Source organism: Pandoraea iniqua (assembly GCF_902459685.1).
GTDB lineage: Bacteria > Pseudomonadota > Gammaproteobacteria > Burkholderiales > Burkholderiaceae > Pandoraea > Pandoraea iniqua.
Map to the genome: position 1 here is coordinate 646,129 of NZ_CABPSF010000003.1, position 19,753 is coordinate 665,881.

Below are 19,753 nucleotides of genomic sequence, written 5' to 3' on the forward strand. Positions count from 1 at the left end.
GCCTCATCTGTTTCTTGTTCTGTGATCGCCAATTCACAACGAGCCTCGCCCGATCGACCCGACGTCTCACCACGTCGTTTTTCGAACAATCCACCTACCACGGATTGCCAGGGTCTTGGCGGGACAGCGCAGCCCGTCTTTCTGGAAATGGCACGTTGCGTCATGCTAGCCTGCCTCGGTGCCGGTTACAAGCTGGCGTCACGCCAAAGGTGTCGTGTCGCGGGCACAGCGCTGGTCATCGCGGCCGACCGGTCGCCGTGGCAATTGCGGTTCTCGCAATGCACCGTATAGAATGCCCCGCATGAGCCAGATCGATACTTCGCCCTCCACTGCAATGTCCGATGCGGCCGATGCGCTGATCGAGCGTCGCAATCCGTCCGACATCGACCGGCTGCGCGAGACGATCGGGTTCGACGTGCTGCCCGCCTATCGCGACGAGCAGGCCGTTGTGGGCGCTCAGCAAGCCCGCGCCCGCTGGCCGCATCTGGTGGCCTTCGCCGATTCGCGTGCGGGCTGATCCGACATGCGAGACGCTTCCATCGTTGCCGCGTTCGATTTCGACGGCACGATATCCACGACCGACAGCCTGCGCGTCTTCGTACGCCGCACGGTAGGCACCCCCCGCTTCGTACTCGGGGCCCTGCTCGCGTCGCCGTGGCTCATCGGCGCTGCACTTCATCTGATCGATCGCGGCACGGCTAAGGCGCATTTTCTTCGCGCCGCGCTTGGGGCACGTCCCCAGACACAACTCGACGCAGAAGCCAAACGCTTCGTCGCCGACGGCTTGCCCGCGCTGGTGCGCCCCGAGATGCTCGCCCGTGTGCGCCAGCATCGTGCGATGGGGCATCGCGTGGTGCTGGTGAGCGCATCACCCAGCCTTTATCTGCGTCCGTGGGCCGCGTCCGTCGGCTTTGACGCCGTATTGAGTACCGAGCTGGCGTTCGATACCAATGGCCGGTTCGCCGGTGACTTCGCCAAGCCGAACTGCTGGGGACCGGAGAAGGTACGCCGTCTGGAAGCTTGGTGGGGCAATGCACCGCCACGAGTCCTCTTTGCCTACGGCGACAGCCGCGGCGACAAAGAGATGGCCGAGCGTGCCGACCACGCGTGGATACGCGGGCAAGGCAAACTCATGCCGCTCATGGACGACGACACGCCGCGCGGCGTGTCCTGAGCGCGTCACCGTTCCCCTACGCGCCCGCCCATGCCGACAACACCCGAACCCGGCCGCCGCGTCGCGTGGATTTCACGACTGGCGCGGCTCGAGCCCGTTGCCTTTTCCCGCTGGGACGCCCTGCATGCGGCATTGTCCGTCGCCATTCCCACGGTCGTGGGGGTTGCGATCGGACAAGGCGCCAACGCCTCGCTGTTCGCACTGGGCGCCCTGCCCGCCATCACCGGCGACCGCACCGGCCCATATCGCGCCCGCGCCCGTTCGATTCTGCTGACCGTGGCGACCGGTGTCGCCGGGTTCTACGCGGGCATGCTCATCCACAATGTCGGCTTGCAGAGCCATTGGCTTGCGCATGTCTTGCTGCAAGTGGCGATTCTGCTGCTGAGCTTTATCGGCACGTTCGGTAATGTGGCGTCCGCCGCGACGCTTCAAGGGGCGGTCTATCTGATCGTCGGCTGGGGGCTCGCGCTGCCGCCGCCCGAGTGGCGCGCGCCGTTGCTGCTGGCGGCGGGGGGCGTCTTCAGCGTGATGCTCATGGCGATTCACTGGTTGCGGCATCCCGGCGCTGCCGAGCGCGACGCCGTGGCCGCCATCTATCAGCAACTGGCCAACGTCCTCGACGCGAGTGGCACGCCTCGCGTACGGCTCGCGCGGCGTTCGCTGGAAAATGCGATTGCGGCGGCCTACGACACCTTGCTCACAGCCAGTGCCAGCACCACCAGCGGTTGGGAAGTGCTGGAGCGGCGCGCGGCCCAGATATTGGCCGCAGAACCCGTCACGGCGGCCGTGATCGGACTGGCGCAGAGCGGCCAGCCGTTGCCGGCCCCGCTCGGCCGTGCCCTTTATGCGATGGCGCGCAGCATTGCCGGCGACCGGCCGGTCAACGTGAGTGCTGCGGCCGACACTGCCACCGACAACCATGCCCCCACGCTCGCCGCTGCGCTGCATCGCGCCGAACCTCTGCTGACGGGCACCGTTCACGCTGCCGAGCCGCCGCTCGTAGCACTTGCGCGCCATCAGGCGCGGGCGCCCGCCCATCCACGCTGGATGCCGAAGTGGCCGTGGCCCGATGTATGGCGCTATCTCGTGCGCATCGGGCTGTGCGTGCTCGCGGCGCAGATCTTCATCGCCGTGGCCGAATTGCCGCGCTCGTATTGGGTGCCGCTGATCGTCGTGGTGATCTTCAAGCCCAACTACGGCTCGGTGTTTGCGCGCGCGCTGCAAAGCGGCGTGGGCAGTATCGTCGGGGTCGCGCTGTCGGCGGCGGTCGTGGCGATCGACCGCAACGGTCTGGTGAGCTTCGCCGCGTTGATTCCCCTCGCGGCGTGTCTGCCGTGGGCCCTGCGTCGCAACTACGGGTTGTTCAGCGCGCTGTTGCTGCCGATTCTCATGCTGGTGATGGGGGCGTTGCAGCCGGGGAGTCAGGACATTGCGCTCGCGCGGTTCATCGACGCCGTGGCCGCGTGCGGCATCGTGCTGCTCGTGGGCTACCTGCCGTGGGCGAAGTGGGAACGGCGGCAGTTGGACGAACGGGTTGCCATCGCGCTCGACGCGCTGGGCCGCTATGCCGCGCTGGCCGATACACGTGATGCCGATGCCGCGTTTGCCGCCAGACGTGCCACTTACAAGGCGCTCGACGATGCCCGCGTTGCGTTGCAACGTGCGATGTCCGAGCCGCCGCTGGTGAGCCGCCGTGCCGCGCGCTGGTGGCCGGCGCTCGTGTCGCTGGAGCGCGTGGCCAATGCGATCACCGATACCGTCCCGCACGGCGACGATCACGACGCGACAGTGCATCCGGCGGCGGCCGTGCTCACCCATATGGCGGCGGCACTTCGCCACGGGGGGCCGGCACCCGACCTGCCTGCGGCGCCTGTGCCGGGTATCGACCGAATGCTCGACGAGGCGCTGCGCGAGGCCATCGGGTTGCTGTTTACCGCGCCGGCGGACGAGAAATCCGCAGCCTGAGCCGAAGACGCCGTGGCGTCGCTTTGCCCGGCGAATCGCCAACGCAGGCATAATGCGCACTTCCGGCGCGTACCTGCGTGACCTCTGAAGGCGCTCGTGCGATGTTCCACAGCGCCCTCCGACACCCCCGCCGCACCCCACCACGCGCCGCCACGCTTTTCAGAAGACTACGCATGAACACTACCCCGACGCTCGCCTGGACCGAAGACGGTCGCCCCGTCACCGCCCGCTGGCGCTCCGAAGCCGGCGTGATGCCGCCGCGCCGCGTCGAAGTCGTCGACGACACCGTCAATGCCGACGATGCCTACCACCTCGCCTGCGGCGGTACCGCCCTGCTGTATCGCGGCGATTACCAGAACGCGCGTCAGCTGATGCAAGCCATGGCGCGCCGCGTCGACCGCCCTGCACACCGCCCGCGCCGCAAGCCGTCGACCAAGGATGCGGCGCCCGTCGTCGCCAGCCCCGCCGATGCGTTCCATAAGCACCGCATGGCGCAGGCCCAGCGCGCCCGCATTCTGGGCATGGTGCTGATTCCCCTCGACGCCGATTACGGCATTCCGCTGCGCCGCGCGCCCGACGTGCGCGAAGCGTGTGCCGAAGCCTGGGGCGCGCCTGACGAACAGCCGTCCGTAGCGTCGCTGCGTGAAGTGCTCGGCTTGATCGGTGCGCATGAGTGGCGCAAGAAAGGCGTGGCAATCCCTGCGCTGGGTAACACCATTCACCCGTGGTACGGCGTGTTCTCGCCGGTGCGTGGCGAGTATCTTCAACTGATCGAACAGGCACCGCTGCCGAACACGACGCTCGCGTTCGACATCGGCACCGGTACCGGCGTGATTGCTGCATTGCTGGCACGCCGTGGCGTGCAGCAGGTCATCGGCACCGATCGCGATCCGCGCGCACTGGGTTGCGCACGCGAGAACATTGCGCGTCTGGGGCTGGAGCGTTCCGTGAAGATCGCCAATGTCGATCTGTTCCCGGAAGGCCGTGCGCCGCTGGTCGTCTGCAACCCGCCGTGGCTGCCGGCCAAGGCCAATGCGCCGATCGAGCATGCCGTCTACGACCCGGACAGCCAGATGCTCAAGGGCTTCCTGAACGGGCTCGCCGCGCATCTGAGCCCCGGCGGCGAAGGCTGGCTGGTGTTGTCCGATCTGGCAGAACATCTGGGGCTGCGCACCCGCGAGACCCTGCTGTCGTGGATTCACGGTGCTGGTCTGGTCGTGCTGGCGCGTCACGATATCCGCCCGAAGCACCCCAAGACTGCCGACGCCAACGATCCGCTGCATGCGGCACGCCGCGTCGAAGTGACGTCGCTCTGGCGTCTGGGCGTTCGTCCGGCCTGAGTGTGATCCTGCCCGAGTCAACGAGACCGGGCATGTCATCAAAGCGCGGGCGTGACGATCAGGGCGCTGGGGGAGTCTTCAGCGACTGAAGATAAGCGGCAGCCCCATCGCCGGCCACGCACGCGCTGGCAAAACAAGCTGTGAGGAGATAGCCCCCCGTGGGGGCTTCCCAGTCGAGCATTTCTCCCGCGCAGAACACCCCCGGCAATGCACGCACCATCAGGTGCTCGTCCAGCGCTTCGAGTCGAACGCCGCCGGCGCTGCTGATGACTTCCGCAATCGGCCGTGGTCGCAGTAGCGTCAGAGGCAATCGTTTAATACCGGCCGCGAGCGCCGCCGGATCGCTGAACGTCTCGCGCGGCAGACACTCGCGCAACAATCCCGCCTTTACCCCCGCAATCCCCAGCCGGCTTTGCAGATGGCTCGCCATCGAGCGCGAGCCACGCGGGTGCGCCACTTCGTCGGCAACGCGTTGTGGCGTCCAGTCGGGCAGCAGATCGAGAAACACCTGCGTACCCTGCGTCCCGTCTGTCCCGTGGTTATTCAGAATCGCGTCGCGAATGGGGGCCGACAACGCGTAGATCAGACTGCCTTCCACGCCATGCTCGGAGATCACGAACTCGCCTTGGCGCGTGGTGCCGTCCGGCAGCGTCATCGTCACCGACTTGACCGGTTCCCCCGCAAATTTGCTGCGCATGTGCGGCGTCCAGTCCGCTTCGAAGCCCATGTTGGCCGGCAGTAACGGGGCCACATCGACGTTTCGATCGCGCAGCCAAGGCACCCAAGCGGCGTCGGAGCCTAGTTGCGGCCAGCTCGCACCGCCGAGTGCCAGCACCACGGCGTTGGCGGTGACATGGCGCTCGCCCTCCGGCGTAGCGAAGCGAAGGCGTTGCGAAGCCTTCGCCGTGCTGTCGGGCACGTTGGGCACGTTGGGCACGTTGTCGGGCTGCCACCCCAGCCAGCGGTGCCGCACGTGCAGCCGCACGCCTGCGGCACGCAATCGCGCCAGCCACGCGCGCAACAGCGGCGCGGCTTTCATATCCACCGGAAACACGCGGCCGGAGGTGCCGACAAACGTGTCGATGCCCAGCCGGTGTGCCCACGTGCGAACGTCGTCGGCACTAAAGCGCCGCAACCATTGGCCGACCGCATCCGCGCGCGTGCCATAGCGCGCCACGAATGGCTCGGCGGGCTCGCCATGCGTCAGGTTCATGCCGCCTTTGCCTGCCATCAGAAACTTGCGGCCCACCGAGGGCATGGCGTCATACACGTCGACGCGAAAGCCCGCCGCCGACAACACCTCGGCCGCCATCAGCCCCGCCGGACCGGCACCGATCACGGCAACGTCGACTGTGCCTGCCGCTGCCGGTGCCGCAGCCGGTGCGGCTGGCACTGCGTCGGCAGGCTGCGGGCCGGAGGCAGTCGGAGAATCGGAGAGTGTCGTCGGGTCGGCAGGTACAGTCATGCGAAATCAGTGAGGTGGCGAGTGAAAGTGAAACGCGAAGTGCAAAGTACGAAGTACAGCGAAGGTCGGCATTGTCCCATACCGAACCCGTTCGCCGGGCGACGCGCGTCGCGTTACAATCGCTCCCCCGCCGTTGGTCCATCACGCTTCCCGCACCGGCTGCCCGTCGTTGCCGGATGTCATTGCATTCATTGGAGCCCCCAAATGTCGTCTGACGATCAAGCGTCCGTGGGACGTACCTCCTACGCCAGCTTCGCCAAGCGTTACTCCGAAATCGCCGTCTCCAAGCCCCACAACGCCTTGTACGAGCGCCCCGCCACGCGCGCATTGCTCGGCGCCGTTGCCGGATTGCGGGTACTCGACGCGGGTTGTGGCCCCGGCATCAACAGTGCGTGGCTGGCGGAGCAAGGCGCGACCGTACACGGCTTCGACGTCACGCCGGAGATGATCGAACTGGCTCGCGAGCGCTGTGCCGGCCTGCCGGCCACGTTCGAGGTTCAGGATCTGGGCGCGCCGTTCGCTGGCCTTGCCGACAACAGTTTCGACGCGATCGTGAGCGCGCTGGCGTTGGATTATGTGGAAGATCTGGCGCCGACGTTCCGTGAGTTTGCACGGGTTGCCCGGCCGGGCGCGACGCTGGTCTGGTCGATGGGGCATCCGATGCGCGACTGGATCGACGAGCGGCTGCGGCGCAACCGGCCCTACTTCGACACGACGAAGTTCGGCATGTACTGGAGCGGTTTTGGCGAGCCCAAGCCGTACGTCGAGTCGTACCGCCGGCCGTTGGCGGGCATTCTCAATGCGGCAGCAGACGCGGGCTGGCGAATCGAGCGCATGGTCGAGCCGCTGCCGTTGCCTGAAATGGCGGCGGTCGATAAGCGACTGTTCGACGAACTCTCAGAGTCGCCTGCGTTCATGTGTCTGCGGGCACGTCTGGGCGAATAACGATTGCAGGCCGTCCCCTGAGCGGGTGACGGCTTCCCAGCCTGATGCTGTGATCGATCAGCGCGATTCCGGTTGTTCGTCGCGGGCGCCCCAAGGGATGAGCATGGTGGCCATCAGGGTTGCGCCGACGATCACCGAAGCAACGCCGTAGTGGGCGATGTTGGGGAGATCGAAGAGCAGACCGTGGATCGTGGCGAACATACCGCCAAGCATCACGAACGCCGAGATAGCGGCAATGACGACGCGGGTATCGGAGCACATACGTCACCTCACAGCGAGTCCACGCCCGTTGCGAAGCGAAGAGGATCCGGCGACCGCGCGGCCCCGAGGGCAAGAAAGCCGATGCCGGGGAGTCGGTAATGTCGGAGGGCTTCGACGGCGTCCCTCGATTCCAGTGTAGGACGCGCCACGCCAAATAGTTAACCGCGCTGACGGCGACATCCAATGATTGGAATGTCGCCGGCCGATGTCGGGTCGGCCGCTACTGCCCTTGTTTCTCGCGTTCTTCGTCGCGTGGCCACGGCGTGAGCATGACGACGATGAAAAGGATACCGAACAGCACGGTGACAACACCGCCGTGCATCACGTGCGAGCGATCATAGAGAAGTCCGTGAATCGTGGCGAATGCGCCACCGAGCGTCATGAAGGCGGCGATAGAGGCAATAACGACGCGGAATTCGGAACCCATGGCGACTCCTTATGGTTATCGGCGATGCACCGCAGATGTCACGCTTTGAGCGGCAACACCAGTGTACGCCGAACCCGAAGGCAAGCCTATTGAGTCGTACGCCTATACAAATCCGAATTTGACGGGGATCAAGGTCACCGGCCGGCACTACCGTTGGCGACCTTGCCGGGCGCGGCTGCCGAACCGTCATCCGCGCCGCCATCCGCGCTCGGAGGCGAGCGCGATGACGGGAGCAGTCTACCGCCCTAGCGGCGAGCTTCTTGCCGCTTGGCTTCCCTCACCCAGCGAAAGTGGCCGCTGCGCAGCAGCACCGGGCCGACGAGGCCCATCGAAAGATAGCGCCGGGCCAGCGCTTCGATATCCGTCCGCCCGTGTTCGAACGCGTGCAACAGGTCGTCGGCTCGCGCCGAGTAGGCGCCGAAGTGGTCTTCGAGCGCCTCAGCCGACACCGCGCAATCGATCTGTCGCCCGTTCACCCGTACGGCGAACTCGATCGTCAGATCTTCGTAATTGAACACGGGGCCGTATTCCGGAAAATTGATTGGCATGGCGGCACCCCTGGTTGGCGAAATGACGCGATTGACGTGTCGGCCGACACGTTGCATCCAGCATAGTGCATCGCTGGCCAATGCGCGAAACGTCTCGCTTATCGGTTCGTCACTTCCGATTTAGGAAGGTTCACGCCCAGTGGCCATTGCAGTAGTTACATTAAATCATCGACTTAATTCACTGATTCAATGCAACTATCCGCCACACCCCACTGCCGGCTCATTTGCCGGATTTCACCCCATCCACGAAGGCGACGAAGCCTGCGAGGAAGTCACTCAGCTGTTTGCGCACCGCGTCGTCCTGCAAATTGCCGTCGGCATCCACCACCTTGTTCGCGTGCGAGACCAGCAGCCGCCCTTGCCACCATGGCGTGGTTTGCAACGTCCGCAGAACCGGCAACCATGCGTTCTGACTGAGGATCGTGCCGAACCCGCCCGGCGATGCGCCCATCAGTGCCACCGGCTTGTTGCCGAAGACGCGTGCGCTATCGGCAGGCGGTCGCGATAGCCAATCGATGCCGTTCTTGAACACGCCCGGGATGCCGTTGTTGTACTCCGGCGTCACGAGCAGCAGGCCGTCGGCATCGGCGATGGCGTCCTTGAGGGCGGTGACGGCGGCGGGAATGCCCTCGCTTGCCTCCACGTCGCCGTCATACAGCGGAATGCCGTGCAACGTGTGGACGTCGAGCGTCACGCCGGCGGGCGCTACCGCTTTGGCTGCCCGCAACAGTGCCGTGTTGTACGAGCCCTTACGCAGGCTGCCGGACACTCCAACGATTTTGGTCATCGACGCGACTCCTTGGTCTGAGAAAAAGATGCGAAAGCAGCAAAAGAGGTATCAGGCGTTCCGCTGGAACGCATAGAGACTGCCAAGGCCGAGCAGCGCGGTGAGTTCGTCGAGCGCCGTACGGCATTCGTCAAGCAACACGGGATCGGCGAGATCGGCCACCGCCAAGCGGTCGCGATAGTGGCGCTTGACCCACTCGGTCAGCACCGCGTAGCGCGCGTCGTCGATCCAGAGTGCGGCATGCGCCGCCGCGCGCTCTTCTTCCGTCAACACCACCCGCAGACGCAAACACGCCGGGCCGCCGCCGTTGCGCATGCTTTCGCGCAAATCGAACACATGCAACTCGCGAATCGGGCCGCCGCTCGCCACCAGCGATTCGAGATAACGCCACACCGCCGGGCGCTCCCGGCACTCCTGCGGCACGACAAGCCGCATGCCACCGCCCGCCTCCGGCGAACGCGCGAGCAATTGGCTGTTGAACAGATAGCTGCCGACCGTGTCGTCCATCGAGACGTCGTCACTCGACACTTCCACCACGTGGAGTTCACTGCCCTGCGCGGCGAGCCGTGCACGCAACGTCGACAACACCGCCGCCTGATCGAGGAAGGCCCGTTCGTGACAGAACAGCACGTTGCCGTTGCCCACGGCAATCACATCGTTGTGGAAGACCCCCGCATCGATGGCGTCCGGGTGTTGCTGAGCAAACACCACCGCGTCGTCGGCGAGCCCGTGCAAACGAGCAACGGCCTGACTCGCCTGCAACGTCTGCCGCGCCGGGAATCGTTGCGGTGTCGGTGCGCTGGCGAGGTCGTCGCGGCCGTAGACGAAGAACTCGACGCCACGCTCGCCATAGGCCCCACACAACCGCGTATGGTTTGCTGCACCCTCGTCGCCCAGCGATGGCCAACCGGGTAACGCGTCGTGATGGGCGAAGCGCCGCTCATCCGGAAATGCGGCACGCAGAATGCGCGACGTGGTCTCGTGTTCGATCGCGCGATGCAACTTGCTACACAGATTGGCGGCCGTGAAATGCACCCGTCCATCCGCTGTGTCGGCCGACGGGCTCACCGTCGCCGCATTGGCCGTCCACATGCTGGCCGCCGAACAGGCAGCCCCCAGCAACCCCGGCGCGGTCCGGGCCGCGTCGCGAATCACTGCGTGGTCATCGCCAGAGAAACCCAACGTGCGCAGCAATGCCACCGACGGCCGTTCCTGCGGCGGCAATACGCCCTGTGCGTAGCCAAGATCGGCCAGTGCTTTCATCTTGGCCAGCCCCTGCAACGCCGCTTCGCGCGGATTCGAGACCCGGTTGGCGTTGTTCGCCGACGCCACGTTACCGAACGACAATCCCGCGTAGTTGTGCGTGGGGCCGACCAATCCGTCGAAGTTGGCTTCGAGGGCGATACGCGTCATGAGCAAGTCCTGAAGAAACAAGAAGCGTGAAGAGAATTTACGAAGATTGTCGCCGAGTCAAAATCACGCCGCCGCGAAGTCCAGCCCGGGACTCAGTTGCGCGGGCAATGCCGCTTGTGTCGACTCCATCGACGCCATCGGATACGCGCAGTAGTCGGCAGCGTACCAAGCGCTCGGCCGATGATTGCCCGAAGCACCGATGCCGCCGAACGGCGCCGCACCGGCGGCCCCTGTCGTCGGACGGTTCCAGTTGACGATGCCCGCGCGAATCTCGGCGAGAAACTGTGCGTAGCGCGCCGGATCGTCCGATACCAGCCCCGCCGCCAGCCCGTATCGCGTGCGATTGGCCAGTGCGACTGCTTCGTCGAAAGTGTCGTATCGCAGCACCTGCAACAGGGGGCCGAAGTACTCCTCGTCAGGCAACGCGTCACGCGCAGCAAGCGCCGTCACATCGATGAGGCCCGGCGTGAGACGCGCCGTCCGGCTGTCCGGTTGTGCCAGCGGCAGAATGGCCTTCGCCCCCAACGCCATCAGGTCGGCTTGTGCTGCCGTCATCCGCCGCGCTGCCGGTAACGACACGACCGCCCCCATGAACGGTTGAGGCTCGGCGTCATAGCGCCCCACACTGATACGCCGCGTGACGAACGCCAGACGCTCGATAAACGCGTCGCCCGCAGCCCCGTACGGCACAAGCAAACGCCGCGCGCACGTGCAACGTTGCCCGGCAGAGAGAAAGGCCGACTGAACGGTGATGTGAACGGCAGCATCCTGCTGCGGCGCCTGCGCGGACACGTCGACGATCAGCGGATTGTTGCCGCCCATCTCCAACGCCAGAATTTTGTCGGGTCTGCCGGCAAACTGACGATGCAGCGCGCGCCCCGTGGCCGAGCTGCCCGTGAAGCACACGCCATCGATACCGTCATGTGCCGCGAGTGCGACGCCCGTGTCACGGCCACCTTGCACCAGATTAAGCACGCCTGCGGGCAGCCCCGCGTCGATCCAGCAGCGCAACGTGCGCTCGGCGACACCCGGGGCCAGTTCGCTCGGTTTGAAGACGACCGTATTGCCCGCCAACAGCGCCGGCACGATATGGCCGTTGGGCAGATGGCCCGGGAAGTTGTAGGGCCCGAAGACCGCCATCACGCCGTGCGCGCGATGACGCACCACGTTCTCGCCATCCGCGGCGGCACTGCGACGCTCGCCGGTACGTTCCAGATAGGCTTTTGCCGAGTGGCCCACTTTCGCGGCCATGGTCGCGACCTCGGTGCGCGCTTCCCACAAGGGCTTGCCGGTCTCGCGGCCAATCGCGTCGGCGAGTGTTTCGGTCTGTGCCGTCACATTGGCCGCGAATCGCTGCAACACCGCCAGACGCTCGTCGACGCTGCGCCGCGCCCAGTCGCGTTGTGCGCCGCGCGCGGCGTGCACGGCGGCATCGACGTCCGCGTTATCTGCAGCGTTGCCATGCCAGACAACGTCGCCCGACATCGGGTCCAGTGATCGGAATTCGGCGCCATTGCCCGCGCGCCAGACACCCTCGAGATATAAATCTGCCATGAACGACAATCCTCGATGCGACGCCCGATCGTGCGGCGTGCGATGCGGATCATGATGACACGGATTCGTCAGCCGGAACAATGCGCACGGCGCGCAGCATCGCGCAAAGCCCCGTCGTGCGGGGCGCTACGATGTCACACTGCCGACACGGAATCGACACGCATAGAATACGAATCTGTTGGAAGCTGCCCGCGCCGAGCCTACCCTTTTGTGGCGACGCTTTGCCGCGAGTGGCTGTTATTCGATGCTACCGAGGAGATTTTCCCTATGACCGACGCCAATCGCTCCGCCCTGCGCCATTGGCTCAGCGACATTCGCGACGACGCCCCTGCCGCGTCCGCCACGTCTGAATCGCGCGAGACGCGCGAAACGCCGACCGAAGGCATCGATGCCAGCGGCGTGCGCTGGAAACGCCACGCCGAAGGGGTGCTCGAACTCATCCCGGGCGGTGCTGCCGCTGCGGCAGCCGTGCGCTTCGACGCGGTACTCTCCTGCGGAATTCACGGCGATGAGACGGCGCCGATCGAAATCGTCGACGGCATTCTGCGCGATATCGCCGATGGCCGGCTCGCACTACGTGAGCGCGTGCTCGTCATTCTCGGCAACCCCGACGCCGTACGCGCCGGCAAACGATATCTCGAATACGATCTGAACCGCCTGTTTCAAGGCGCGCACGCCAAGCGCGCGGAATCGCCGGCAGTGCAACGCGCCCGCGAACTCGAAGTGATCGTCGCGCAGTATTTCGCGGACGACGGCGCGGGAAACGCCACACGCCGCCCACGCCGCCACGTGGATATGCACACGGCCATCCGCGCCTCGCTGTTCCCCCGCTTTGCCGTCGTACCGAGCACGAAGGACGTGCCGCATACCGATGCATGGATCAACACGCTCGCTGCGGCCGATATCGAAGCGGTGATGCTGACCGATCAGCCGTCGGTCACGTTCTCGTACTTCACTTGCGCCAGCTTTGGCGCCGAGAGTTGCACGCTGGAGTTGGGCAAAGTCGAGCCTTTCGGCAAGAACCGTCTGGCCGATTTTGCAGGCATCGATGCCGCGCTGCGACGCTGGCTCTCGGGCGGCGAGATGGACGCGCGCGACGACGGTGAAACCAAGCAGGCGCGGCGCTTTCGCGTGGCGGCGGAAATCGTGCGCCGGACCAATGCGTTCGTGCTCGACGTGCCTGCCGATACGCCCAACTTCACGCCCTACGCAGCGGGTACTGTGCTGGCGCGCGACGGCGAAAACACCTACACGGTGTCGCATCCGGAAGAGCGCATCGTCTTTCCCAACCCCAACGTCGCCAACGGTCTGCGCGCGGGCGTGATGGTGGTACCGGCGTGAAATGACGGCGGCGGGGTGACGTGATGCGGCGGTGGCGTGATGGGTGACGGGTGACGGGTGACAGGTAACAGGTGACGCGCGCCGCCTACGCAGACACGCGCATTAACGGCTTTAAACACCTGTCCGGCTGTCGTCGCGAGAAGCGGTTCCGCGTAGCATCGCCCGCTTCTCGTCTTCTACAGGGCCTGACGGCCGGTGCGGCTCAGGGTGCCGGGCCGGTGACGTCGGCCGCCGCCTTCATGCCCTACACAGCGCCGTTTCCCACGCAGCCCTTGCGGTCACCCGCCACGTTCCCACGCGAGCTTCGCATCGCCATCCCACCGGACGTGCCCGCCGCGTCGCAGTTGGCCCGGGACTTGTGCGAAACGCTGAACATCCCCCGCGCCCAACGTCACGCCGTCCCGGACGACGTGCGCGTTACTCAAGAGGCCGTTCTGATTTTCCAGTGTTTCTGGAAATACGTGGATGAGATGCTGAAAGAAACCGCGGGCGCGTCGAAGGCGACTGGCGTTACCTCCCCCTCCCGCGCGCCGAAGCCGCCGTGGGAGGCCGCGACCCGCACTCACCTGCAAAACACCGCCATGTTGTTGGCGAGGCGCGGCATGCGCTGCGATCAAGTGGCGCGCCGCTTTCAGGCACAGCTTGCGGACATTCGATCAGACCGCGCATGGCTCTGCCTGACCCGGGGCATCGGACGCGATGCCGCCCCCTTCGCCGTGGGCTCCGTCTTCGCCTCGATCATCGCGACGATCATTGGCCCGCACGTCGGCTCAGTCCTCGCCGGAAGGCTGGCGATGCACGTGATCAGCGGTTTGGTCATCATGCTGACCAATACGGCCGGCGCGGCCCTGTTCGAAACCACTTGGCCATCGTTGCGCGAAAAGCTCTCGCAAACCACGCCGGCCCCCGGACTGGAGCCACTCAATTCGTCGCTGCACTCCCAGTTGCGCGAATTCGTTGTGTCCTGCGCGGCGTACGCGGGCTGCTATGGCTTGATACGCAACCCGCTGCGCCTGCTGATCGAAAGCCGAATTCCGGGGATCATGGCGGGGCCTTGGAAAGATATCGTTCACGCATCGATGGAGCTCGCGCTCGCGATGGTGGGCGTACCGCTTCGCGCAAGTCTCGACCACTTTCGCGTGTCGGAAAACGATGCCGCGATGGAACTCCTGTTGCAGGCCGATCTCGCCGATTTGCTGACGGATCCGGCGGAGGACGGCACGCAAACCGCGTCGTTCTGCACAGCATTCAGCGAGCGCTTCTCCAAAGGCTTCTGTTCAAAAACAACCGGGCTGCTGGGCACGCTCCTCACCTTCGCGTTTGCGGGCATTGAGTGGCGGGACGATGTGGCGGCACGCGCAAATACCTTCAGCGGCGAGCGAACCTTACTGAATCAACTGGACTTCTCTTACCTTTACGCCGCCATCGGCGGGCTGCTTCAGGTGGCGCTGGGCGAGGCGAGAAGCAACGACATCAAGACGGCCTACTTGCGGCGTGCGCCCGATCAACGCCGTCACGCGACCGACGTCGAATGGGGGGAAATCCCCCCGGCGACTGACACGCGGGAGCCGCCCAAAATCAGCACGGGATCGCTCGATTCCGGCATTCAATGCTTTCAGTGCGAGCTGCAATCTACGGCCCGGCGAGACGGCAATTGGCCGCCACAAGGCAGCCGGCAGCGAAGCAGCCTGTCGTCCAATTCGGTGTTTGAATCGCCGTCTGTCACACCATCGATCACTCCATCGATCACACCAGTGGACACGCCGCCGGACACGCCCCCCGACGCGCGCTGGACCAGCGCCCCGCCATTGCCGGCACCGAGCACCTTCGCTCGCATACGGCGCCCCAGCGTCGTGATGGCCCAACGCGTTCAACCTGCGCTGGAAACCGTCGTCGCCATGCCGGACAGTCTCGGCAACGGACGGACACCGCAGTCTTGCTGACGTTACGGCAAGTGCGTTGCGCAGTTGAAACTCACGCGCGTCCGGTGCCCGAGGCGCGGTAGACTGGCACCAAGTCACGCTCACGCAACGCACTTGCCGTACCTTTGCCCGCGTGGCATCTTGCTTCCAAGGCGTACTTTCTGCGTATGACATCAATGCCTGACGCGCCAGACAGCGCGGTTTTCCCCACCCCGGAGTGCTTATGCTATCCATGACGCCGAGCGAACTCGCCCGAAATCTGCTGATCATCCTGGTACTCAGCCTGCTGATGATCGGCACGTTATGGGTACTGCTACCTTTCTTGCCCGCCTTCATCTGGGCGGTGACCATCGTCGCGTCGACATGGCCGATGCTGGTCGGCCTGCAACGCCGGCTCTGGGGACGCCGCTGGCTGGCGACCACGGTGATGATCTTCGGCATGCTGGTCATCGTGGTTGCGCCCCTCACGGCCGCCGTCGGCACGCTCATCGGGCATGCGTCCGACATCAGCGAGCAGGTGCAATCGATTGGCGCGCGCGGCTTGCCGATGCCGCCGGACTGGCTGTCGCACATTCCCGTCATCGGGCAACGTGCCAGCGAAGAGTGGCAATCGCTGGCGGCCGCCGGGCCCGGCGGGCTGGTGGCGAAGGTGCAGCCCTACGCCGTCAAAGGCGCAACGTGGGCGTTCTCGAAGCTCGGGTCGGTCGGCCTGCTGTTCGTCCACCTTGGCTTGACGCTCATCATCTCGGCCATTCTCTTCATGCAGGGTGAACGGGCCGCGCGGGCGTTGATTCGTATTGCGCGCCGGCTGGGTGGCGATCGCGGCGAAGAAGCGGTGAGACTCGCCGGCATGTCGATTCGCGCGGTGGCGCTGGGCATCGTGGTCACGGCGGTGACGCAGTCATTGCTGGGGGGGCTCGGCCTGTGGGTGACCGGTGTGCCGTTGCCGGGCTTCCTGACTGCGCTGATGTTCGTATTCTGTATTGCGCAAATCGGCCCGTTCCCGGTGCTGCTGTCGAGCGTGGCATGGCTTTACTGGCAGGACAGTCCGACGCTCGCCACGTTGTTGCTCGTGCTGTCGGTCATCATCGGCATGCTGGACAACGTCATGCGCCCCATGCTCATCAAGCGTGGCGCCGATCTGCCGATGACCTTGATTCTTGCCGGGGTGCTGGGCGGCATGCTCAGCTTCGGTATCGTCGGGCTCTTCGTCGGTCCGGTGATCCTCGCCGTGACCTACACGCTGCTGATGGCGTGGATCAACGAAGGTCTGAACCGTCCGGCCACGGCACCCAGCGGTGCACCGCTGAAAACGCCGCCGGCCGCTGCCGACGCCGACAAGCCTGCCTGAGAGGGCTCCGGAAGGTGCCCTCGACGCGAGTCGGGCGGCACCTTTGCGATGACACTTGAGTCACCGGTTTTTAGGACGGCTTAACCTGTCGTGGCACACGCGTTCATGGCTAAATAACTCCCACATTCCTTTGTCGGGAGACGCCAGATGTGCAACGCTTCGCTAACCACTCAAACTACGCCCACCCCCACCACCACTCCCACCACTCCCTCCACCCCAACCTCCGGCAACGCCAGCAACCCGGCCCGCGCACCGGCGCGACGCTCATTACGCGTGCCACGGCGCGCGCGCCTCGGCGATATGCCGCTACTGCGGCGCGTCGGCAACGAACTGGCGTACACGCCGACACGTTGCCGCGTTCAGGCAAGCGGCATCCCGTTGCGACGCGACCCATGGTGGGAGCGGCTGCCATCGGCTGCCGCCCTCGCCGATGCCGCTGAGGCTCAGCGTGCCTTGGCAGGCAAGATCTTGCCCGAGACTTCGCCAAAGCCGACGCGGAAGCCCTCGCCCTGACACCAACCCGCCATCACGACCGTATCGCCGTCTTCGATGAAGCCGCGCTTGACGCCGCTTGCGAGCGTGATCGGGTTCTTACCATTCCACGTGAGCTCGAGCAGGCTGCCGAAAGAGTCAGGCGTCGGGCCGCTAATCGTGCCGGAGCCCATCATGTCGCCCACGCGCACGTTGCAACCCGACACCGTGTGGTGTGCGAACTGTTGCGCCATGCTCCAGTACATGTGACGGAAGTTGGTACGGCAGATGGTCGTCGCCTGCGTGTCGGTCTCGGCTTGCAGCAGTACTTCGAGCTCGATGTCGAAGGCGTGCTTGCCTTGCTGTTGCAGGTAGGACACCGGCTGCGGATCTTGCTCGGGGCCAGCGACGCGGAACGGCTCAAGTGCTTCCATCGTCACCACCCACGGCGAAATCGACGTGCCGAAGGTCTTGGCGTTGAACGGGCCCAGCGGCACGTATTCCCATTGCTGAAGGTCACGCGCCGACCAGTCGTTGAGCAGCACCATGCCGAAGATGGCCGCTTCGGCGGCTTCCACGTCGAGCGTGTCGCCGAGTGCGGTATCGCGGCCGACGATGAAACCGGTTTCGAGTTCGAAATCGAGCTTGCGGCAGGCATCGAAGATCGGACGCGGCTGATCCGGCAGCTTAATCTGGCCGTTCGGGCGATGGATTGCCGTGCCACTGACCACAATCGAGCTGGCGCGGCCGTTGTAGCCGATCGGAATTTCAAGCCAGTTCGGCAGCAGTGCATTCGCCGGGTCGCGGAACATGCTGCCGACGTTGGTGGCGTGCTCTTTCGACGAGTAGAAGTCGGTGTAGCCCGGCACTTGCACGGGCAGATGCAGCGTGGCGCTGGCGAGCGGCACCAGCGCCTGCGCACGCAGGGCGGCGTTATCGCGCAATGCCGCGTCGCCATCGGCCGACAGCAGTGCGCTCAGGCGAGCGCGCGTGGCCTGCCATACCGGGCGGCCGAGAGCCACGAAGGCGTTGATCGACGGCTGCGCGAACACCGGCGCGCTGTTGCCCGAAATCGCGGGCGTGAGGAGACCGGCGGCCTCCAGTGCGGCGAGGTCGAGCACCTGATCGCCGATGGCGACACCGACGCGCGGCGTGGGCTGCGCCTGCGTGCTGAACACGCCATACGGGAGGTTTTGCAACGGGAAGTCCGTCGCGCCGGTGTTGGCGGACGCGACCCAGCTTTGCGGGAGATTCGACATGAGGAAATCCTTGTTCGTAGTAACGCGCCGGCCCACCACCGCGCAATCATGCGCAGCGTGGGCCGTCTTGGGGTTTGGCGAAGTCGCGACGCGGGTCCGCTTACTTCTGATTCGGGTTGAAGTGCTTCTTGAGACCTTGCCAGCAGGTGTAGTAGTTGTCCTGCAACTGCTTGGTCTCCAGCGCAAAGCGCGTCGGGCGAATGACCGCAGGCGTTTCGAACATGAACGCCATGGTGGCATCGACCTTATGCGGTTTGCTCGTGTCGGCTGCCGAGGCTTTCTCGAACGTATCGGCATCGGGGCCGTGGCCCGACATGCAGTTGTGCAGGCTTGCGCCCCCCGGCACGAAGCCTTCCGCCTTCGCGTCGTACACGCCATGGATCAGGCCCATGAACTCGCTCGCGATGTTGCGGTGGAACCAAGGCGGACGGAACGAGTTTTCCATCGCCAGCCAACGGGGCGGGAAAATCACGAAGTCGATATCGTCCACGCCCGGCGTATTGCTCTGCGATTGCAGCACCAGGAAGATCGACGGGTCCGGATGGTCGAAGCTGATCGAGCCGATCGTGTTGAAGTGACGCAGGTCGTACTTGTACGGCGCGTAGTTGCCGTGCCATGCCACGACGTCGAGCGGCGAGTGGCCGATATCGGCACGCCAGAGCTCGCCGCCGAACTTGGCCACCAGTTCGAAATCGCCTTCGACGTCTTCGTACGCCGCCACGGGCGTGAGGAAGTCGCGCGGATTGGCCAGACCGTTCGAGCCGATCGGGCCCAGATCGGGCAAGCGCAGAAGCGCGCCATAGTTTTCGCAGACGTAGCCGCGCGCGGTGCCGTCGAGCAGCGTCACGCGAAAACGCACGCCACGCGGCACGACCGCGATCTCATACGGCTCGGCATCCATCACACCGAATTCGGTCGCGAGACGCAGACGGCCGTCCTGCGGCACGATCAGCAATTCGCCATCGGCGTTATAGAAGAACCGGCCGTCCATCGACTTATTGGCGGCATACAGATGAATGCCGCAGCCGCGCTGGCCGTCGGGGCTGCCGTTGCCGCCCATCGTGACCATGCCGTCGACAAAATCGGTCGGGGCCGCCGGCATCGGCAGCGGGTCCCAGCGCATCTGGTTGGGCGGTGCCGGCACGTCATCGAACCGGCTCAGCCAGCGCGATTGCTCGATTTCCGTGAACGGCTTGTGCATCGCCGCCGGGCGAATGCGGTAGACCCAAGAGCGACGGTTATGGGCACGCGGGGCCGTAAATGCCGTGCCGGAGAGTTGCTCTGCGTAGAGGCCGTACGGGGCGCGCTGCGGGGAGTTTTGACCCACGGGGAGCGCACCGGGCAGTGCCTCGGTTGCGAATTCGTTAAGAAAGCCGGACAGATAGCCCAACTCCCCCTGAATCTGGTCTGCCCGCTTGATGGAATGGATGGAATGCATGAAATGCCTCGTCTCCTGTTATCGAATGGAGCCATTTTCCGACATGCGTTCGTCTTTTGCGATATAAATAGGCAAATCCACTATATTCATAA

17 protein-coding genes are annotated in these 19,753 nt (G+C 65.1%); 8 read left to right on the top strand and 9 right to left on the bottom strand.

The annotated features are described in order from the left end of the window. Positions 1-301: 301 nt before the first annotated feature. The 4 genes from PIN31009_RS13845 (at position 302) to PIN31009_RS13860 (ending at position 4,479) form a co-directional block, all read left to right on the top strand. Entirely contained in the window at positions 302-517 is a 216-nt protein-coding gene (locus PIN31009_RS13845; RefSeq protein ID WP_150685148.1) for a hypothetical protein, read from the top strand. Positions 518-523: 6 nt separating this feature from the next. Continuing rightward, positions 524-1,174, top strand: a complete 651-nt coding sequence (locus PIN31009_RS13850) for an HAD-IB family hydrolase (RefSeq protein WP_150790636.1) — start codon at positions 524-526, stop codon at positions 1,172-1,174. Between the two features lie 30 nt (positions 1,175-1,204). Then, a complete protein-coding gene (locus tag PIN31009_RS13855) occupies positions 1,205-3,139 on the top strand; it encodes an FUSC family protein (protein ID WP_246185667.1) in 1,935 nt (644 codons plus the stop codon). Positions 3,140-3,312: 173 nt separating this feature from the next. After that, a complete protein-coding gene (locus tag PIN31009_RS13860; RefSeq protein WP_150790637.1) occupies positions 3,313-4,479 on the top strand; it encodes a methyltransferase in 1,167 nt (388 codons plus the stop codon). A 58-nt stretch (positions 4,480-4,537) separates the two neighbouring features. Here PIN31009_RS13860 and PIN31009_RS13865 read toward each other — a convergent pair whose 3' ends face one another. Then, positions 4,538-5,944 carry a BaiN/RdsA family NAD(P)/FAD-dependent oxidoreductase gene (locus tag PIN31009_RS13865; protein ID WP_150790638.1) on the bottom strand — a complete coding sequence of 469 codons (1,407 nt, stop codon included), beginning with the start codon at positions 5,942-5,944 and terminating at the stop codon, positions 4,538-4,540. A gap of 204 nt (positions 5,945-6,148) precedes the next feature. On the opposite strand from PIN31009_RS13865, the gene PIN31009_RS13870 reads away from it, so the two are divergent. After that, a complete protein-coding gene (locus PIN31009_RS13870) occupies positions 6,149-6,889 on the top strand; it encodes a class I SAM-dependent methyltransferase (protein ID WP_150790639.1) in 741 nt (246 codons plus the stop codon). Positions 6,890-6,946: 57 nt separating this feature from the next. Here the strand turns inward: PIN31009_RS13870 and PIN31009_RS13875 are convergent, their stop codons facing one another. From PIN31009_RS13875 to astD, 6 genes are all read right to left on the bottom strand, one after another. Further along, positions 6,947-7,150 carry a DUF2964 family protein gene (locus PIN31009_RS13875; RefSeq protein ID WP_058378411.1) on the bottom strand — a complete coding sequence of 68 codons (204 nt, stop codon included), beginning with the start codon at positions 7,148-7,150 and terminating at the stop codon, positions 6,947-6,949. Positions 7,151-7,370: 220 nt separating this feature from the next. Continuing rightward, positions 7,371-7,577, bottom strand: a complete 207-nt coding sequence (locus PIN31009_RS13880) for a DUF2964 family protein (RefSeq protein WP_087687806.1) — start codon at positions 7,575-7,577, stop codon at positions 7,371-7,373. A 245-nt stretch (positions 7,578-7,822) separates the two neighbouring features. Next, positions 7,823-8,125 carry a DUF1488 family protein gene (locus PIN31009_RS13885; RefSeq protein ID WP_087687807.1) on the bottom strand — a complete coding sequence of 101 codons (303 nt, stop codon included), beginning with the start codon at positions 8,123-8,125 and terminating at the stop codon, positions 7,823-7,825. Between the two features lie 220 nt (positions 8,126-8,345). Continuing rightward, complete coding sequence (locus PIN31009_RS13890) at positions 8,346-8,912, bottom strand: NADPH-dependent FMN reductase (RefSeq protein WP_150790640.1); 567 nt, start codon at positions 8,910-8,912, stop codon at positions 8,346-8,348. Between the two features lie 51 nt (positions 8,913-8,963). Next, on the bottom strand, positions 8,964-10,325 hold the full coding sequence (gene astB, locus PIN31009_RS13895; RefSeq protein WP_150790641.1) for an N-succinylarginine dihydrolase: 1,362 nt from the start codon (positions 10,323-10,325) through the stop codon (positions 8,964-8,966). Between the two features lie 63 nt (positions 10,326-10,388). After that, the gene (astD, locus tag PIN31009_RS13900) at positions 10,389-11,879 is read right to left on the bottom strand and encodes a succinylglutamate-semialdehyde dehydrogenase (protein WP_150790642.1); all 1,491 of its coding nucleotides are present in this window, start codon (positions 11,877-11,879) and stop codon (positions 10,389-10,391) included. 267 nt (positions 11,880-12,146) lie between these two features. Between astD and astE the strand changes: the two genes are divergently transcribed. The 3 genes from astE to ydiK all read left to right on the top strand — a co-directional run bounded on the left by astE (position 12,147) and on the right by ydiK (position 16,493). Then, positions 12,147-13,220, top strand: coding sequence for a succinylglutamate desuccinylase (gene astE / locus PIN31009_RS13905; protein ID WP_150790643.1), 1,074 nt, complete (start codon positions 12,147-12,149; stop codon positions 13,218-13,220). A 71-nt stretch (positions 13,221-13,291) separates the two neighbouring features. Next, positions 13,292-15,163 (top strand): hypothetical protein, encoded by a 1,872-nt coding sequence (locus tag PIN31009_RS13910; RefSeq protein WP_150790644.1) that lies wholly within the window; start codon positions 13,292-13,294, stop codon positions 15,161-15,163. A 202-nt stretch (positions 15,164-15,365) separates the two neighbouring features. Further along, entirely contained in the window at positions 15,366-16,493 is a 1,128-nt protein-coding gene (ydiK, locus tag PIN31009_RS13915; RefSeq protein ID WP_150790645.1) for an AI-2E family transporter YdiK, read from the top strand. Positions 16,494-16,936: 443 nt separating this feature from the next. On the opposite strand, the gene fahA is transcribed toward ydiK, so the two are convergent. Both fahA and hmgA read right to left on the bottom strand, forming a co-directional pair. Continuing rightward, positions 16,937-18,223 carry a fumarylacetoacetase gene (gene fahA / locus PIN31009_RS13920; protein WP_150790646.1) on the bottom strand — a complete coding sequence of 429 codons (1,287 nt, stop codon included), beginning with the start codon at positions 18,221-18,223 and terminating at the stop codon, positions 16,937-16,939. A 100-nt stretch (positions 18,224-18,323) separates the two neighbouring features. Continuing rightward, on the bottom strand, positions 18,324-19,661 hold the full coding sequence (gene hmgA / locus PIN31009_RS13925; RefSeq protein WP_150790647.1) for a homogentisate 1,2-dioxygenase: 1,338 nt from the start codon (positions 19,659-19,661) through the stop codon (positions 18,324-18,326). Positions 19,662-19,753: the final 92 nt, after the last annotated feature.

Coding starts and splice junctions, on each gene's coding strand:
- PIN31009_RS13845 (WP_150685148.1), top strand. CDS start 302: ATGAGCCAGATCGATACTTCGCCCTCCACTGCAATGTCCGATGCGGCC.
- PIN31009_RS13850 (WP_150790636.1), top strand. CDS start 524: ATGCGAGACGCTTCCATCGTTGCCGCGTTCGATTTCGACGGCACGATA.
- PIN31009_RS13855 (WP_246185667.1), top strand. CDS start 1,205: ATGCCGACAACACCCGAACCCGGCCGCCGCGTCGCGTGGATTTCACGA.
- PIN31009_RS13860 (WP_150790637.1), top strand. CDS start 3,313: ATGAACACTACCCCGACGCTCGCCTGGACCGAAGACGGTCGCCCCGTC.
- PIN31009_RS13865 (WP_150790638.1), bottom strand. CDS start 5,944: ATGACTGTACCTGCCGACCCGACGACACTCTCCGATTCTCCGACTGCC.
- PIN31009_RS13870 (WP_150790639.1), top strand. CDS start 6,149: ATGTCGTCTGACGATCAAGCGTCCGTGGGACGTACCTCCTACGCCAGC.
- PIN31009_RS13875 (WP_058378411.1), bottom strand. CDS start 7,150: ATGTGCTCCGATACCCGCGTCGTCATTGCCGCTATCTCGGCGTTCGTG.
- PIN31009_RS13880 (WP_087687806.1), bottom strand. CDS start 7,577: ATGGGTTCCGAATTCCGCGTCGTTATTGCCTCTATCGCCGCCTTCATG.
- PIN31009_RS13885 (WP_087687807.1), bottom strand. CDS start 8,125: ATGCCAATCAATTTTCCGGAATACGGCCCCGTGTTCAATTACGAAGAT.
- PIN31009_RS13890 (WP_150790640.1), bottom strand. CDS start 8,912: ATGACCAAAATCGTTGGAGTGTCCGGCAGCCTGCGTAAGGGCTCGTAC.
- astB (WP_150790641.1), bottom strand. CDS start 10,325: ATGACGCGTATCGCCCTCGAAGCCAACTTCGACGGATTGGTCGGCCCC.
- astD (WP_150790642.1), bottom strand. CDS start 11,879: ATGGCAGATTTATATCTCGAGGGTGTCTGGCGCGCGGGCAATGGCGCC.
- astE (WP_150790643.1), top strand. CDS start 12,147: ATGACCGACGCCAATCGCTCCGCCCTGCGCCATTGGCTCAGCGACATT.
- ydiK (WP_150790645.1), top strand. CDS start 15,366: ATGCTATCCATGACGCCGAGCGAACTCGCCCGAAATCTGCTGATCATC.
- fahA (WP_150790646.1), bottom strand. CDS start 18,223: ATGTCGAATCTCCCGCAAAGCTGGGTCGCGTCCGCCAACACCGGCGCG.
- hmgA (WP_150790647.1), bottom strand. CDS start 19,661: ATGCATTCCATCCATTCCATCAAGCGGGCAGACCAGATTCAGGGGGAG.